General features: G+C 53.9%; 14 protein-coding genes. 6 read left to right on the forward strand and 8 right to left on the reverse strand.

Translation table 11 applies throughout. From position 1 onward, the window contains the following. The coding region (locus WX88_RS31020) for a hypothetical protein (protein ID WP_046247027.1) at positions 1–221 on the forward strand (221 nt) is incomplete at its 5' end. Between the two features lie 16 nt (positions 222–237). On the opposite strand, the gene WX88_RS24270 is transcribed toward WX88_RS31020, so the two are convergent. Further along, positions 238–999, reverse strand: a complete 762-nt coding sequence (locus WX88_RS24270; protein ID WP_046247028.1) for a LuxR C-terminal-related transcriptional regulator — start codon at positions 997–999, stop codon at positions 238–240. Positions 1,000–1,751: 752 nt separating this feature from the next. Between WX88_RS24270 and WX88_RS24285 the strand changes: the two genes are divergently transcribed. Further along, positions 1,752–2,851 (forward strand): IS3 family transposase gene (locus WX88_RS24285; protein WP_156176401.1). Its coding sequence is split into 2 segments (ribosomal slippage): positions 1,752–2,007 and positions 2,007–2,851, totalling 1,101 coding nucleotides; the frame shifts between segments, so codons are not numbered across the junction. A gap of 1,409 nt (positions 2,852–4,260) precedes the next feature. On the opposite strand, the gene WX88_RS24290 is transcribed toward WX88_RS24285, so the two are convergent. Next, a complete protein-coding gene (locus WX88_RS24290; RefSeq protein ID WP_052733059.1) occupies positions 4,261–5,118 on the reverse strand; it encodes a replication initiation protein in 858 nt (285 codons plus the stop codon). 74 nt (positions 5,119–5,192) lie between these two features. Here WX88_RS24290 and WX88_RS24295 point away from each other — a divergent pair, with 74 nt between their 5' ends. Beyond that, positions 5,193–6,020 carry a hypothetical protein gene (locus WX88_RS24295; RefSeq protein ID WP_046247032.1) on the forward strand — a complete coding sequence of 276 codons (828 nt, stop codon included), beginning with the start codon at positions 5,193–5,195 and terminating at the stop codon, positions 6,018–6,020. Between the two features lie 143 nt (positions 6,021–6,163). Beyond that, positions 6,164–7,000, forward strand: coding sequence for a hypothetical protein (locus WX88_RS30490; protein ID WP_197076924.1), 837 nt, complete (start codon positions 6,164–6,166; stop codon positions 6,998–7,000). Here the strand turns inward: WX88_RS30490 and WX88_RS24310 are convergent. The 6 genes from WX88_RS24310 to WX88_RS24340 form a co-directional block, all read right to left on the reverse strand. Then, entirely contained in the window at positions 6,987–7,727 is a 741-nt protein-coding gene (locus tag WX88_RS24310) for a recombinase family protein (RefSeq protein ID WP_052733060.1), read from the reverse strand. The two genes, WX88_RS30490 and WX88_RS24310, sit on opposite strands and share 14 nt — an antisense overlap. 643 nt (positions 7,728–8,370) lie before the next feature. Beyond that, the gene (locus WX88_RS24320; protein ID WP_052733061.1) at positions 8,371–9,009 is read right to left on the reverse strand and encodes an IS3 family transposase; all 639 of its coding nucleotides are present in this window, start codon (positions 9,007–9,009) and stop codon (positions 8,371–8,373) included. 3 nt (positions 9,010–9,012) lie between these two features. Then, the gene (locus tag WX88_RS30495; protein ID WP_156176403.1) at positions 9,013–9,261 is read right to left on the reverse strand and encodes an IS3 family transposase; all 249 of its coding nucleotides are present in this window, start codon (positions 9,259–9,261) and stop codon (positions 9,013–9,015) included. After that, positions 9,227–9,586 (reverse strand): transposase, encoded by a 360-nt coding sequence (locus WX88_RS24325; protein WP_052733063.1) that lies wholly within the window; start codon positions 9,584–9,586, stop codon positions 9,227–9,229. Before WX88_RS24325 ends, WX88_RS30495 begins: the two co-directional genes overlap by 35 nt. Positions 9,587–9,738: 152 nt before the next feature. Further along, positions 9,739–12,204, reverse strand: a complete 2,466-nt coding sequence (locus WX88_RS24330) for a hypothetical protein (RefSeq protein WP_156176404.1) — start codon at positions 12,202–12,204, stop codon at positions 9,739–9,741. A gap of 204 nt (positions 12,205–12,408) precedes the next feature. Continuing rightward, positions 12,409–14,367: a helix-turn-helix domain-containing protein gene (locus tag WX88_RS24340; RefSeq protein WP_052733064.1), complete on the reverse strand. Its 1,959-nt coding sequence runs from the start codon at positions 14,365–14,367 to the stop codon at positions 12,409–12,411. Between the two features lie 895 nt (positions 14,368–15,262). Between WX88_RS24340 and WX88_RS30500 the strand changes: the two genes are divergently transcribed. Both WX88_RS30500 and WX88_RS24350 read left to right on the forward strand, forming a co-directional pair. Next, positions 15,263–15,871 carry a hypothetical protein gene (locus tag WX88_RS30500; protein ID WP_156176405.1) on the forward strand — a complete coding sequence of 203 codons (609 nt, stop codon included), beginning with the start codon at positions 15,263–15,265 and terminating at the stop codon, positions 15,869–15,871. Then, positions 15,871–16,392 carry a tyrosine-type recombinase/integrase gene (locus WX88_RS24350; protein ID WP_046247039.1) on the forward strand — a complete coding sequence of 174 codons (522 nt, stop codon included), beginning with the start codon at positions 15,871–15,873 and terminating at the stop codon, positions 16,390–16,392. The genes WX88_RS30500 and WX88_RS24350 overlap by 1 nt, the downstream gene beginning before the upstream one ends. Positions 16,393–16,680 lie beyond the last annotated feature (288 nt).

Below are 16,680 nucleotides of genomic sequence, written 5' to 3' on the forward strand. Positions count from 1 at the left end.
GGGCCACGCCGTGGGCCGTTGGCGCATCCGCCGCGTGCTCAAAGCGCACGGGCTGCGCGCTCAACAGCCGCGCTCGTTTGTGCCCCGCACAACCGATTCCGACCCGGCCGTGCGGGCCGCGCCCAACCGCTTACTCGGCCAACGGGCCCCCGCCGCCCCTCATGGCCGGCATCGGGGTAGAGTTGGTGCAGCTGATGGTGACGCCCTACTTCATTTTCTAGCTCTTGGTAAATTTAATCAAAGTAACCCCATGTTCTCAGCAACCCGGCAAGCTTCTATAGCACTACTCACCTTTAGCTTTTGCAAGATGTTTTGTCGGTGCCGATGGACTGTATTGATGCTCACCGATAGCTTGCTAGCTATTTCTTTGCTTCTTCTACCATACTGAATCAATTGCAAAATCTCCTTCTCCCGCGAAGATAATTTATTGTCAAACTGCTGATTGTCATAATCAATTACTTCAGCGGACTTGGTGTTCACGATAACGCCCTGCGGTACATCGAATTCGGGGTGGTTATAGAGAATATTGTACAGGCAAAGAGCAAATCGTATCGTATCGCCTTCAAGACCTTTCAGGTATAGGATCCGGTGTTTTACGAAGACGTAACTTCCCTCTTTATCCTTGATTCTAAGTTTGCTTACCGCCTCATAATCGAAACGTTGTGAGATATCAATAGATTTTAATAACTGAAATAACTGAAATTCTAGCCGGTATTTTCTTTGTAGGTCTTGGGGATGTATCCTGTTTAATAGCTCGTCCTCCCATATCGACCTTATTGCTGTATTGTTTTCGTCCAGACCAAGCTGCTCAGCCAGTCCACCTTGGTAGAGGTAGCTTTGCCTTGTTTTTAAATCCGAAAGAACACATATGCATTTTTCTATGGTTGCATAAATTTGCGCAGTGTGCTGGCAGTTTTCCAGTTGAACGCCAGCATCTATCCCTGTCCCGAAGGGCTGTGACAGCGATTTTGCATCTAACGAACTTCGGCTATTATTCATCTAAACGCGTGTTTGGGAGGTAGAGGTCGGGCATAAGGAAATGAATCGATAGGTTGCGGCGGTGGCTCCCAAGTCTCCGTTTGCCTGATGCCGGATAGTTATCAACCCTTACCTGACTCGTAGGGGCAAGGTATGGCTCCGCTGCTTCCCCTGCAACGCAAACGGCGCTGGAGCCTGCGCCAAGTAGTTGAATGGATGCCGTGTCCTGTATCCGTCGCACGGATTGCGGATTACCATCTTGGCCCTGTACCCCAATCGGGTACACCCATACCAGACGCTCCACACGCGCTCAGGAGTGGTTATTAATAACCATTGGCAGGGCCGTATGCCGTCAATAGGTTTGCGGGCACCTCAACGCCAGCCACCGGAAGGCCCGATTCCTAGCACCAGCAAATTGGGGTAAATTGTAAATCAACCACTTGGGTAATTCCGGGCACCGCACAACCGCACCTTGCTCGGCTAGTAGCCGGCAGCAGAGCAAAGCTTTTAAAACCATGAAAAAAACGTACCTGTTCTTAGGGTTATTGCTTAGCCTGAGTAAAGTAAACGCTCAAATCCTCAGTAAATTACACTGGTTCAACGAGCCGGAAAAATGGGACATAAAGAACAACGCCTTAATCATGCAGGTAACCCCCAAAAGTGATTATTGGCGCATTTCCCACTACGGATTTTGACCTCCTCCCATTAAACTAGGCCACTATAAAGTAGAGAAAATCGGGCATTTGTCGTACCTTAAAAACCCAGACAATGTCATGAAAAAGACTAAGTTTACCGAGGCCCAAATTGTGTTCGCCCTGCGCCAGGCCGACACGGGGATAACCGTCGCCGAGGTATGCCGCAAGATGGGCATCAGCGAGGCCACCTATTACAACTGGAAGAAAAAGTATGGCGGCTTGGGCGTGCCGGAATTACGCCGTCTCAAGCAGTTAGAGGAGGAGAATCAGCACCTCAAACAGCTCGTAGCTGACTTGAGCCTCGACAAGCAAATGCTGCAGGACGTACTCAAAAAAAAGTTCTAAGGCCCGTGCAGCGTCGCCACGCGGCCCAACACCTCATCGACGCCTACCGCATCTCAGCCCGCCGAGCTTGCCGAGTCATTGGCTTGCAGCGCGCTAGCTTCGCTTATAAAACACGTGGTCGCGATGACACCGTCCTGCGCCAACGTTTGCGCGAGTTGGCACAAGTGCGGGTGCGCTACGGCAGTCAGCGCCTCTATATCCTGCTGCGCCGGGAAGGCTGGCTAGACAATCATAAACGAGTGCATCGCCTTTACTGCCTGGAAGGCTTGAACTTACGCAGCAAACGCCCCCGGCGCAATCGGGCAGCTGCCCACCGCTTAGCGCGGCTCCCGCTGGGTCGGCTGCACCAGAGTTGGAGTATGGACTTCGTGGCCGATAACCTCTTCGATGGCCGTAAAATCCGCGCCTTAATAATAGTCGATAATTGTAGTCGCCAATGTCTGGCCATTCATGTCGGCCAGTCGCTGAAAGGAGAAGATGTAGTGGCTGTGATGCAGCGCTTACACCAGCAGTTAGACCTGGCACCTGAGCGCATCCAGGTCGATAACGGCAGTGAGTTCATTAGCAAGGCGCTTGACCGCTGGGCTTATGACCAGCACGTCACGCTCGACTTCTCCCGACCGGGCAAACCAACAGATAATCCGTACATTGAATCCTTCAATGGCAGCTTTCGCGACGAGTGTCTGAACGTGCACTGGTTTTTATCGCTACCCGATGCGCAAGAGAAAATTGAGCAGTGGCGGCAGGAATATAATGGCTTCCGACCGCACAGCTCCTTACAGAATCTAACACCCGACGAGGTGGCAGCTAGCGCTGTTACTGTCGAGCTTTGAAAGCCTGATGCTCTACTTTCAACCGGTCCAATAATTGGGAGGACCTCAGTGGGGGCGGCTATTACGGTGGGGGCAGCTCCATTGGCGGGGGCGGCAATGGACCGAGACCTGTTGATTACCCGCAGGAAGTACCCGCAGATGGCGGTAGCGGTAGTGGGGGCGGCTACACATCTGTACCTAACATGCCACAAATAATGCCTAAACAGATAAGTGCAGGCAGCTGTGTACCATCCTCTCTATCACAGGTTAAACTAGCGTTGTGTGGAGGCAATCAAACTGCAGAGCAAATAGAGGCCGTAATGCTCCTATATGGAATACAGCAATATGGAACGAGCTTTGTAAATGACGGAGTGCCTTTAAGTGATATCGGTAGTTTTATACGCCATTTTTTTTACGTAGATGTTTTGTATCCCGTTGGTAACTTCTGGGGTGCAATCAATGCTGGCCACCCCATAATAATTAATATATTCTATTACATGGATGTCCCTAATCATTTGCTGAAATAGGTCTTCAGCAAGGGCTACATGGTCCGCTTAGGTTTATACTCAACGGTCATAAACTTGATGCTGCGCAAGCAGCTACCTTACGTATTGTGCCTGAAGCCATTGGGCAACTACGTATTACCCCAGCGGCAGTTGAGACGATAGTCGATATTCAGCTTGCAGAGGCTAAAATAAACAGTCGAAAAAATGCTCCTGGCACTATACCGAACTATTCCCCCGCTGTCTGTAGTCGAAACCTATCGCAAAGGGGAGTTGCTAAAGTGCGAAAAGGGATTCTTTTAGTACCATCAGGACCAATATAGAAGGAGGCCGAAGCCAAGCCAGTACGAAGGATAGGCGACACCAAGGTGCCTGGTCCGTACTCGTGCTCGTCCAAATTGCCGTCCACTCCAATCGCTGTTTCGAGTAGCGGGATAAAATGGCATTAGGCGCTTATAAAAGAACGTTTTATACTACGCAGATGCCTGCCTTTTAGCTATTTACACTGTAAATGCCAGCTAGGAGCAGTATTATATCGTAAAATAGTTGGCGCAACGGATTTTAGTAGCTTCAGCGGCTGATGTTACTGAAGAATCACTAAAAAAATGGTATTAATATTACTGCTACCCTTGTTACTAAGTCATCTGCAAATCACTTCAGCGCCAGCGCTGAAGTGGTTTTTTAGCATATATTGCTCTGGAGTGTATGCAACGCCCGCGGCGCGGGCTACGCACCAAAAATAGGTCTCAAAAAGCCCTGAAACAAACGAAACAATAGCGGCAAAAGCTACTCTAGCTACTACACTTTAAAATGGAGTTAGCTGCTGTAAATCAAGATACTGAAACAGTATATCAAAGTATAAAACCCGCGGTTTTCTCCCCGCTTTTATACTTTTTTTTACTTCCCCAAATGAGGCGGCTGGGCGGCTCAGAAGGTGGGGTTCCCAGCCCCTGGAAAAAGCGTCTGAGCGATGTTTTTAGCCTCCAGGCGGAGCTGTCGCTGCTCCAGAGCCTTAGCGGCGAGGGCTGCTTTGCCAGCCTGCACAATCGTCGCATTGCAGTATTTCTCCGGGTGGTCAATAGCGCGCGGCCCCACCTTGCGGTGGTCCCAATCCGACAGCATTTTGAGTACGCCGGCCAGCGTGATGGCCTCCAGGTAAAGCGCCATGTTAAGCTCCGAGACTTTATAGGCCCGCAGCCGCGCAATGACTGGCCCGGTGGCGGGGTGGGTCTCCCACAAGACGGGAACCTTTTTAAGTTGCCCCTGAACCAGGTCAAACCGAAAGCCAATGACCCGAGGCCGACCTTTACCGGGAAAGTTTGCCGTTTTCAGCGAATAGGTGAAGGCGTAGGACGTGGTGGCTAACTCACGCTGCACAACTTCGATGGTGTTCTCCACCAAGTGCGCCGTTTGGGCAAGCTTCATCTTCGGCTTGCCTGCTTTGTCTTTAATAGGCTTGCCGAGCTTACCCACCTCCGGCGCGCAATTCATGAAAAGACGGTAATCGTCCATGCTGACCTCCCACCAGCACGTGTCTTTGTAGTGGGCCAGTATCTCGAAAAAGCGCATTGAGTACCAGCTGCGGAGCGCCATGTAGCCATCGAGCTTGTAGAGCGTGTACTCGCCGGCCAGCTGCAAAAAATACGGGGCCAGCGCCGGGTTGAGACGAATGGTGATGACACCGTTGGCCTTGGTTAAAAGTTTGGTCCAAAAGTTAATTGTAAAATGTAGAGGTAAATGAGCATAGGTAAAAGAAAATGAGCACGGGTAATAGTAAATGAGCACGAGAAATCCTAATATACATTACATTGGCCAATAAAACACTGTCATTACTCCAATAAGATTAGCAACCCCTCATCATGGACGGACGCGGGTTTCCTGGAGGTTTGCCCTTAGAGGTTTCGCAGGGCGTCGCACCCACACAGTACCAGTTAGTAGAAGTCGGTCCTATCCGCCCCCAGCAGGCTAGCTACCTCGAACCCGATGCCTTGGTATCCTTCAGCGCTATCCGCCCCGGGGCACGTGCTGCTCCAGACGCTGAGCGCATTCTGCAACCCATTCCGATGCAGCTGGCGGCACTGCTCGTCCCTGGGAGTGTCTGGTCATCGAGCGGCTCGCTGGTTGACGAGAGCCTCACTACTTATACCGGCCTCCGTCAGCTTGTGTTGGGAAAGCGAGCGCCTGCTTTATGCCATTTGGCGCAGCTGTTTCCCTTGGAAACCAGCCGCCCAGCGTTTTTACAATCGGCTGGTTCAGACGCATGGTACGCGGTCATAAATGGCGAGAAAGAACAGCTCTTGGTTCCATGCTTCGAGTTATTGCGCGCCTTCTGTTACCAGGCTGCGGGTAGCCTGAGCAACTACTTGTTCTCGCGTTTACCCCTAGATGCCCTTTGTTGGCCCATTGCTGCTCCAACAAAGAGAACTAATTATACCGCCCACCTGTGTGTAGCTGCCAAATCACTGCCTGGCCAGGAAGCCATCGTTTTGGCTGAATTGCTTTTTAACTCTCATTATCGCGAGAGCATTTACCAAGCCCATCTTCAGCTAGCAGCTACGTGGCATGAACTCGAAGCTGCCCGCAAAATCCCACAAGCATATGCAAGGATTACCTTTGAACTTGGAAGAAACGTCAAAGCGCAAGCTTTACCGTCGGAAAACAGCATTATTTCTGGGTTAGTCGTTTAATCCCGTCCCCTACCTGGCATGGATTTAACCAGGTTGTGTACCACCCAGTAGGAGATAACACAGAAGACAGAGGCCCTTTTCCTAACATACCGCAACCAACATTTCGGGATGTAATGCACGGTCGAAGACCTGCCCCCAAAACGTTGCCAGTACCAGGGTTACCGGAAAGCTTTTGGCAATTCGGCCGAGGGCTTCCGGAGAATGCCTTTGGGGTTGCTCGACTTCCGGTACACAAGTCTTTCCAATGGGCAAAGCGATTTCCGACCGAGAGCCCACCAGTTTTTGCTGACAGCAAAGTACTGGACCATTTATGGTCGCGGCCTGAGTACATACCGACAGGTAAAGACCCCCTACTGCCAAATAACCCTTTTTTTCAGCAAGTATGCACTCACCTGCGGCAACTTGGGTGCCTCACCAACGCCGTTGAAATCAATAATCCAAGACGTCGCTTTGGTCCTGGCCGTTCTGTTTTCCCATACGTGTGCGCGCCCCATCCCACTACCCACTTACCGGATGGTCGGTACCGCCCATTAAGCGTTGCCCGCATTCAGTGGGGTGGCGGAAATTTTTATTTGCTGAACGTTTTGGATGAACAAGCATTAGTTTTGTTTTATCACAAAAACCTGATTGAGCACTCAGTCAAGGAATGCAATGACGTACTGCTGGCAGCGGTTGGCGTTGACTTCAGATGGGAATACATCGCCCGCAAGCTGCCCTATGTAATGAGCCACGAATTGATTGTTTTCAATTTCGTGTTCGACGAAGAATGGGTTTCGGCTTCCATTCTCACAAGCCTGAAACACGCCATTTCGTATTACAATCTGTCTGCTGAGTTTTCCAGGCAAATAGCAAATCTGGATTTATCACATGCCCTCTCAGACTCCGAACAGATAAAGATGATTGACGAAGTCCACCAAAACATCCACAACCTCTCGTGCCCGGGCAACCAAATTGGCGAACCATTGTCTAAGGTAAAGTGAGGGGATGCTCCTCTACGCACCCGTCCTGCATCGTGGCGGTCTCCGGCCCTCTCTCCTCTGCTGGCGGTACAGTAGCCGCGGTTTTCAGCAACCGGGAAACGGTGGTTTTGTGGAATTCCTTGCCGCGGCGGGTTCGATAGCCGTGGGCGTTCAACTCGCCGGCAATCCCCTCCAGCGTCAGCCCGTCCCGTCGCAGTAACGTCGCCAGCCGGCGGGCCTGCTTGTTGGGCACGGCTTCCTGCGCGTTGCGCTGCACCACGGCCCGGCCCAAGGCGCGCGAGGCGGGCGTGAAGTTTTCGGGCTTGCCCAGGGTAAAGCCTCGGGCCTTCTTGGCGGATAGTCCCCGCTTGGTCGAATCGGAAATGTCCTTGGCGCCCTTCTGGGCCACGGCCGCCAGGATGTTGATCGTGAATTCGTCGGCGTTGGGAATATCACACGCCTTAAAGCGGACTCGCTCTTCCATGAGCTTCGAGGTAAAGTAGACGCTGCGGGCCAGGCGCGACATCTCGGCCACGAGCAGCGTGGCCCCAGCCGTCCGGGTCTGCACGATGGCTTTCGCCATTTCCGGCCGGTTGTTCTTGCGTCCGCTCTCGACCTCGATGTATTCGGACACGATGCGGTCGCCGGGTTGCAGGAAGCGGTGGGCAATGAGGCGCTGGCCTTCGAGGCCGAGGCCGCTCTGGCCCTGGCGCAGGGTCGAGGCCCGCAGGTAGAGTATATAATCCATCGGCTGAGGTGCGCGGGTACAAAGTGTAGTACAAATCTACGCACGTTACAAGTTAAGAACGAGCGTTCTTAACTTGTAACTTTTCGGCTTTTTCGACCTATTTTCTTTCCCCGCCCTCTTCGCTGGGTTGTAGCTTCTCATTGTGCGCCTCGACCCCGCGCCAGAACCAGGGCTGCATCGACCTCGAAACTCGGCGTCTAGTTGCCCACCACCTACTCCTATTATAATAGGATGACAGCGATGGTGGAGATGACTCATGTAGCGCGTTAATGATACGGGTCTCTTGTCATCAGCCCGAACGTAACAACGACCTTCGTGCTCACGAGCCGCGCGTGATGCCGCCTCAACTGTTCCTCAACCGTGTCCACCGCACGGCCACGCTGACCGTGCCCGCTGACCCACTTCGGCGGCTGGCAAAAGTCATGCTCCATCACTCGGCGAGGCAAGTAGAGCACCGCGTCATGGGTGATTCCCTGCATAAGGTTACCACACCGAAATCCCAATTCTATTGAAACGGAATCTTGGCATAACAAGCATTTTTAGCCAACGGCAAAAGAACCAATTCCAACACTCACTCTTTAGTTGTAGCTAATCGGGGGCTTGAAGCAGTAGTTGGGGTGGTCGGGTACCAATGGACACGAGGCTAAGGTAGGTTGAAAAAGTAGTGGAGTTCGGTTTCGAGCGGGGTGCAGTAGCCCAGGGCGGAGTGCAAGCGCTGTGTGTTGTAGTAGTGGTCGAGGTATTCGGCTAATTCGAGACGGGCCTCTTCCAGGCGGGCAAAGCAGGCACCACGAGGCAGCAGCTCGGTTTTGAGCGTGCTCCAGCCGCTCTCCGCCAGGGCGTTGTCGTAGGGGTTGCCGGGTCGACTCAGGCTGGCAATGGCCTGGGTGCGGTCAAGCAGGCTGGTAAAGGCTTCGCTGGTGTACTGGCTGCCGCGGTCGGCATGGACGAGCAGGCCCGGCGGGGGCTGACAAATGGCTGCTGCCCGGTTGAAAGCCGTCAGAATCAAATCGGTATGCAACGATTCGCTGACCTGCCAGCCCACCACACGCCGGGAAAAAGCATCGCGCCAGCAGGCCAGGTAGGCCCACTGGCCCGTGGCCAGGGCCAGGTAGGTGATATCGCCGACCCAAATTTGGTTGGGGGCCGTGGCGGCGGGCCAGGTAGCTAACTTGTTGGCTGCGGCCACGGCCTGCGGGTCGGCCTGGGTGGTGCGTGGTGGCCGAGTACCGACCCGCGTGCAGAGGGCACGCAGGCCGCTGGCGCTGAGCCAGCCGCGCAACCGTTACCGACCTACCACGTGACCTTCGCGCCGCAACTGGGCGCGTAGCCGGCGCTGGCCGTAGCGGCGAGCGTGGGCGGTGAACACGCGCTGAGCCGCTACCTGCCAGGCCGCAGGCGCTTGCCCGACTGCCACTGCAGCAGGGCGTTTACGCCAGGCATAATAGCCGCTGGCACTGACGCCCAGCAACTGGCATTGCTGCCGCACGGGCCAACAGTCAGCGTGTAAGGCAATGAAAGCGAAGCGTTTCATTGGCCCGTCGGTTGTGAAAATGCGCGTCAAGCATTTGGGCGATGGTCAGCGCTTTTTTTAAAATATCGCGCTCCCTTTCCGCGCGGGCTAGCTGTGCCCGCAACTGCTTGTTTTCCTGCTCTAAGGCCTCACTGCCCGCGGGGCGGGCGGCTTGCGCCCGGGCGGCGCGCACCCAGCGCCCGAGCAACGCCTCGCTCATGCCTAGTGCCTGCGCCACCCGCGTCGCGGCCTGCCCATCCTGGCTTACGCGGCGGACTGCCTCGGTCCGAAAGGCTGCATCATACTTGGTTCTAGGCCGTTTGCCGGCTGGTTTTGCTGCTTCCATGACAGGGGAAAGTTACTTTCTCCGTGTCCATTTCTACCCGACCAACTCAAGTAATTTCCTCTTGGCTTATCCCTGGCGTATGCGGAAGACAAGCTTTGTTGAGAGAAAGTGAAGGATTATGGCGTTCGCACCAACTCAACCATCTCAAATGTCTACAGGCCGAGGTCGTGTTCCAGGTTGGCTTCGTCATCCTCCCGACTAGCATCGTGGTGATAAAATGCGGCTAAACGCCGCAAGACTGCGGCCGTACGAGGCCAGTGCAAAGCCATCCCTCCAGCAGCGCTGGTAAATCCGGCCGCCATTTCGCGCTCCTGCGTGCCCCCATCATAAAGGCCACGCACGGTAAAGCTGTGATTGTTCGTAGTGCCAACTTCAAAGCCGAACTCCATATCATCGCTCGCAGCATCTTCAATTGCGTCGCGTACTGCTTCGTGCGGCCATAAGCCGTCATCACCAATAGGAGCAGCACTAAACATTTCGCCAATTAATTGCTCTCCCCGCTTAGTGCGAGAAATGGTTGCCACCTCCTGACGAGCAGATTGAGCCCATTCAAGTAAAGATTTGGTATCAAAGGTATTATCTGCGGAATTATGCCCTGGCACGATAGGCCAGCCATGCAGAAGCTTGTCCGCATTAGCACGTCTTTCATAATCGGTACTTGGTGGGTCGGAATGGTCGTCGCTGAACGAGCACAGCTGCACAAGCTGAGCAAAGAACGCTGGGCTAGCGCATAGAGCCCGATAAAGTGATTTGGCCGTCAGGCGCCGTTCGTATTGGGCCGGTAATAAGTCAAACTCCAGTCGGGCGATGCGAACTTCCTCTACATCGGGGGTATCGGCCAGCCGTGCCAGCAGTTCTGCGAAGTCGTCTACATCCATACGCACGTGGGGCTCATCCGCTACGTTCGTATACAAAGCGGCCTCCAGCGCAGTTGTCAGAGCATCGACCGGTAATTCTACCTGCTGGTTGAGGTGCGCCAACTGCACTGCAGCAAGGGAGCGGCCGTAGCGTAGAAAATTAGCAAAAGCGACGGGCACATCGGTAACGTTAACCCAATAGGGAGAAATGCGTGCCCAGTACTGCTGTTCGGTATCAGCGCCCAATTCGGCAGCCTGCTGCCACGTAGAGGGATTGGCAGGGTACGTGTCGAGCCATGCAGCCTGCTGAAGTGGCGTCCATACGTCTTTGTAACGATACACTTGGGCATTGGCCCATTCCCATGGCGCAGCTTGGGTGAGCCGATAGCCAATAGCAAAATTATGAGCGAATTGCCACTCTGCTCCTTCTTTACTGCCCAGATAGCGGGTCAATAGCTCGTCTTTTTGCTCACTGGAGATATCGGTCCGCTCACTCAACCGTTCGCCCAGTTTGCCTGGCGCTTCCACCCGTGCTATCAAAGCCAACACCCCACTAAGACCCACCGATGCCAAGAGAATACCTAGCACCTCCCGTTGTCGCTGAGCTATCGTTTCCCCGTATTCGTTCTCTCCCCCAGTCTTACGGTCACTATTGCCTGAAAGCAAATGCGGTCGAAATTCAAAAAGCCAGCCGTATCGCTGCACATAATCATCGGAAAGCAGCGCCTGATAGCTATTCTCCAACTCGTTAACGTCATCCGTCGAAAGATTGTGGTCATCCCGCTCATGGGAACGGCGATAATGAATCAGTTTGCGGAGCGCTTGCACAAGCAGGCCACGCTGTTCTTCTGTCAGTACTGTCTTCGTCAGTTGCCGCAGTTGCTGAAGCGCAGTGGGCAGGTGGTCAACGTCTAGGTTGGATAAGTCGGGCAGTAGCTTAATCCACCGGTCCGGGTCAACTCCAACATCCTGGACAACCCGCTCGGCGATTGCTTTTAGGTCAGCCACGACCTGTGTTGGGATGACGGTCTTAAATCGTTCGACGGGCCCCCATTCCTGCCACCTTGGGGTGCGGGCCCCGACCCGTGTTGTTCTGTTGGATAGCAAGCTGAGCAACAACGACCACGCTGCTATAGGGTGCGTGTGGCGCAATCCATCGAGTACTGCAAATCGCTCAGAAGCCGTTGCCCGAGTCTGGGGAAGCAATGGCAAAAATACGGCTGTCAGGCTGCGTTTTGGTCGGTTCGTCAGGGTGCTACCCGGGTCAAGCTGGGTTAAGATGGCTAATAAACGAGCCGCATAACCTAGATAAGCGGGGCTCCAAGCCAACAGTTCAAGTGCCCACAATAAGCCGGGATGGTGCGCTGTTTTACTGAACAAATCAGGCCGTTCTTCAAATAAGAGCAGAATAGGTGGCAAATCGCCCTTGAGGCCGGCCGCTACTCCTTCCAGAAAGGCGTCTGGGCTAGCCTCCGCGAGCTGGGGCAATAGGTAAGCCAGGGAGAGCCACACAGTGGGCTGGCGGTTGGCCTGTTGCAAGAGGTCGCGCACGGCCCGGTTAACGAGTGAGCTAACGGCAGGGGCCGCGTCTTCATCCGCCCCTAGAAAGGCTAGGGTATCGGCGACCTGTTGGCGTAGTAATTTAGAAGTTGGGGCGCGTTTACCATGTAGCTCTGCCAAAAACTGTTGGTTAATCGGCAGTTCATAACGTGGCAAAGAGCTGCCCAATATCCGTTGAACAACCCCGGTAAAACGGTCCAAAAGCGTCGGGTTAGGAACCTGCCCATCAAAGCCCACACATCCGCCTTGTCGACCACGTACCAGGCGTCGGGGTCGACTGGCGGACGATGATGCATGTCGGCCAGATGCTCTAAAATCAGGCGGGCTTGTGTGTGACCAATCCACTTCTCTTTGGCCAAGTCGTTGATTCGCTCGTCGGTGGGCTTGTCTAGCAACCTAGCCGTATCAGGAGTCAAATGTTCCATTGTCCAAATCATCAAAAGGGGTGACATCAGAAAAGGATGGTGGTAAATGAGCCGTTTCAGCATCTTCAACATCCTGGGAATCTCCATGCGTGGGCTGAACTGCAGGGAAGCTAGCGGGTGCATCACTCATTGGAACTGGCGTCCCGTTAGTTACATAGGCTGGTTTTGGAGCCGCATCCAGCAAGCGGCGGGCAGCCTTTGTCACTTTTCCTGTCTTGCGGATGGCTGCCTTCTCTAGAGCTTCTAAGCCCTCCAGCCCCTTAAAAATTAATTCTTCCGTGAGGCGCGTGCGGTCCGGATTAATTGCCAACTGCTGGCGTACTAGTTGCCGTTGCTCCCAAAGCGAAATCGCTGGTCTTCCCATGTTAGCGAGGGGCACGTCGTGGTATTGTCGGGTTGTCGGGTCTAGAAAATACACGCAGCTCAGGTCGCGTGGGTCGCGTTTGAAAGTAAAAAGACGAGGGGGACCTTCCGGGCCGGAGTCACGGCTGCCAATAAAAGGCCTTAGCACTTCGGCGTAATAGTGAAACCGGTCGATGACCACACCATAGCGTTGAATAGACCGTTCCACCATTGGCATAAAGTCTCGGTATATTTGTCGTACGTCTTGGTAGCGGGGGCGCGGTCCAATGCCGGGTTTGCTAGGGACACCGTAGATGCCTTGCGTATACCGTTCGTACGGGCTCATCCCGAGAGATGTGTGCTCACGATGGTGGTAAACGTTCACGATGTACGTGGCCAGCCACCGCTCAAATTCGGGCAAGGAGAACGCCGCGCGTTGAGGCATGACCAGACGGCGACGCCCACGAGGGCGCATCACCAACGCACCCGCTAAGCGACGTATGTAGAATTTAATGGTTTTGATTAATCGCTCCACGTTTCCGCCGTATTCGGGGCGTTTCCGGGGGCGGTACAGCAGCTTGATGCCGTAGTATTCGCTGGCCCGTTGCAGCATGATGCCGTGAAACTCTTTGGCGTTGTCAAGATGTAAGGCCTCCATCGGGCCCCAACAGGGCCACACCCCGGTCACTTCCCGCTCGCTCAGCCACGTTTCTTTTGGCAGAATGGCGTGGGCCAAGCACAAGCCGGTCCCACCCGCTCCGGGCGCTTCGAACCCGAGGTGAATGCCGACGACCATGCGGGAGTATACATCCGTCGCGATGGTTAGCCACGGCCGGCACATGGGTTGGCGGGTCCCTTCGTGCACCAGCACGATGTTTAGCAGGGCATGGTCGAGTTGTATAACCGCAAGGGGATATTCCGCTTGGAGGGTATTGGGTTTCGTTGGGTCAAAACGCTCCTTCGCGGCACGAGTACCCAAGCGCGTCGCTTCTTGTGTTTTCAGGTCAATCTGTTTTATCCGGGAACGTAGCGTTTTATCCGTCGGTGCTCGCAGCGTGGAGCCGTGGAATTTTCGTTTTAACTCCTCAAAAACATGGGCGGGGGCTTTTCCCTGCAAAGTCTTGTAATGGTCCTCGATGACTTGCTGGACTACCGTTTCCACTTCCGGCGCTAACCGGGAAAGGCCCCGTCCACCCTTGCCCTCCTTGTCTACCAACGCCAAGACGGTGCCTTCCCTTCGGTAGAGCCTTAACCATCGCCGCAGAGTCGAGCGGCCTATTCCTCGCGCTTCGGCTATTTGAGCCACTCGGGCAGCCGTGGGAATGACGTGCAAGAGCGGTTGTATGATTTCGAGCCGGCCTTGCGCTCTCTCATAGGCGGCGGCTGATGCGCCAAGCAATACGTCATGCGCCTCGTCAGTAGGAGCAGTAAGCAGCTTTAATTCTTTAACAGGAAACGACCCTGTTATACTGGTGTCTTCGTATTCCCCGAACATGGTTTCCGGGTCCACCATGAATCGCAAACGAACAATTTTTCCCCGATAGAGGCACCGTTCGCCTTTAATTAATTTGATATATTGTTCGGAATCGTTCAGCATGTGGGTGATACAACTTAACGCAGTGAAAAGGCTGAATGTCATTATTTAATCACAAGGGCAAGCAATTGGTATGTGGTGTCGTTCCGCACACATACTTCTGTTATTTAGCACAATAGCTTTTGCCAACTGTTAGCACCTATCTAAAAGCCCCAGCCCTTGGCAGACAGAAAATAAGAAACCCAGTTTCTTCCTGCTGCTTATCTGCCGAAAGTGCGCGAAACGAATCCGACTGATTCCCAGTAATAAGTTACTCAGAAAATTTCACCTGATGCGCACCGCCACAAAGATTCATTGATGTTGATGACCAATGCTTTGCTGTGGCTGGCGCTCCGTGGGGCACTAACAGTGGCGGTGCTCGCGTGAGATGGCTGCATTCAACGCTAAATTTATTCAGGGCAGTGAGCGCGCCGCGCTGGCCAGGGGAATACTGTCGCAAAAACTAGGTTCGTAGGCACCAGCTGCTGGGCGAAATGGGGAGATTGGCTTAGGAGTGCGAGCGGTTAGTACCGTGGTCCTGATAAGCCAGACCAAGCAATAATGACACGGCTTCATCTCGTCTTAGCCGAAGCCAATGGCCATTACCAGACCCGCGGGCCGAGTGACTCCGCTGCGATTACCACGCGCGGCAAGCTTGCATCGCGGTGGAAAAGTAACGCCAGCTTCAGCCTCGTGCGTGCGCCCACAACTGATTGCGGTGGAGCCAGCAATTCACCCGCCACTATGGTTCAAAGCGACGACGGCTGAAGCAACGGCCGTTCACCACTTTGATCCGTAAATTCGGACCAGCTCTTGCCAGCTGATGAGCAAGGTTTTGTCCTAAGTTTTCCGGGCGATTCGTGCTGATTATCTGCTGCATTTTGCATGGGCTTAGCTGTTTTATACTCACGTAAATCGTATGTCCGCAACCAGACCCGCCAAAACCAGCCCCGGGACAGTTCATCCAGCCACAGCACCCGCGCAGAGGTCCCAGTCGCCCGGCGACGAGCTTAGCCCGGCGGCCCAACGGTACCAGGACTTAGCAGTACGGAGCCGCTCCAATGCTCAATGGGCCTATAAAGGGGCGTTGCGCAACGAGTGCAGCCCGCTAGGCCGGGCAGCCCAAGGATACAGTGACTTAGGAGTACCAAGGTCTGCCAATACTCAGCGAACCTATAAGGCAGATTTGCGCAGCTACGAGGCTTTTTGCACGCAGCACCAATTCACTCCTTACCCAGCTGATTTGACCACCCTGACGGGCTACCTGACTACCCTCGCCGACAAGCAAAAAAAGTTGGCCACCATTCATCATCACTTATGGTCCATCCAGAAGTGGCACCGCTTGAACCAGCTTCCGTCAGTAGCTGGCACCCCAGCGCTGAAGAGGGTGTTGCGCGGCATTGCGAAGAAAGTGGGCAAGCAACAACGGCAGGCCCCCGCCTTTACCGTTGAACACCTCAAGAATTGCATTACGCAGCTCAACCTGGACACAGCGTCTGGGCTGCGCGACCGGGCGCTCTATTGTTAATGGGCTTTGCTGGCGCTTTTCGTCGGTCGGAACTGGCAGCCCTTAACATCGAGGACCTGAAGTATGACGGGGAGGTCCTCATTATTCGAATGAGCCGCAGCAAAACCACCCAAAACGGGACTGGTGAAGAAAAAGTCCTGTACCACGCACAAAATCCGCTTTTCTGCCCCATTACTGCCTACAAAGAATGGGTGAAACAACTCCAAGGCCGACTGCAGGGTCCTGTCTTTGTATCATTTAGCCGCGGACGCACACCAGGCACAGGATTGCCCACGTTAAAACGACTATCGCCCCAGAGTGTAAACGACTTAGTACATAAGCATCTGGGTGATTTTGCTGAGAATGTGCCCTATACAGCGCATTCATTGCGGGCTTCTTTTATCACCACGGCCAAGCTCGCCGGACAGAATCATGACTTTATCAGGAATCAAACCAACCACAAGTCGGATTTCGTCTCCCCCCGCTACACCAGCCTGACCTCAGCAGTGAAAGGCAATGCCGCCAAGGCGCTCGGCTTGTGAAGTAGTGGGACACAAGTGAGCGAGACAGTTATTACTAAACACAGAGGCAATCTGGTGATACTTGACCATTGATTTGATGCAACTGTGCTCACGTACTTCTACCGTACAGCAACATAAGGTCTACCAACTTCTACCTTCGTGCTCATTTTCTTCTACCGTACGATACTAAAATTGGGCATTTCGTGCTCATCTTCTTCTACAATTTACACTCTTTCCGACGAGGTTTGTGCGACCGGAGGTCGTATGGGAAACTTTCTGCCTCCGGCGCCCGAACTTGCCGCCTTTTAG

Origin of the sequence: Hymenobacter terrenus (assembly GCF_000972495.1) — a bacterium.
Classification (GTDB): domain Bacteria; phylum Bacteroidota; class Bacteroidia; order Cytophagales; family Hymenobacteraceae; genus Hymenobacter; species Hymenobacter terrenus.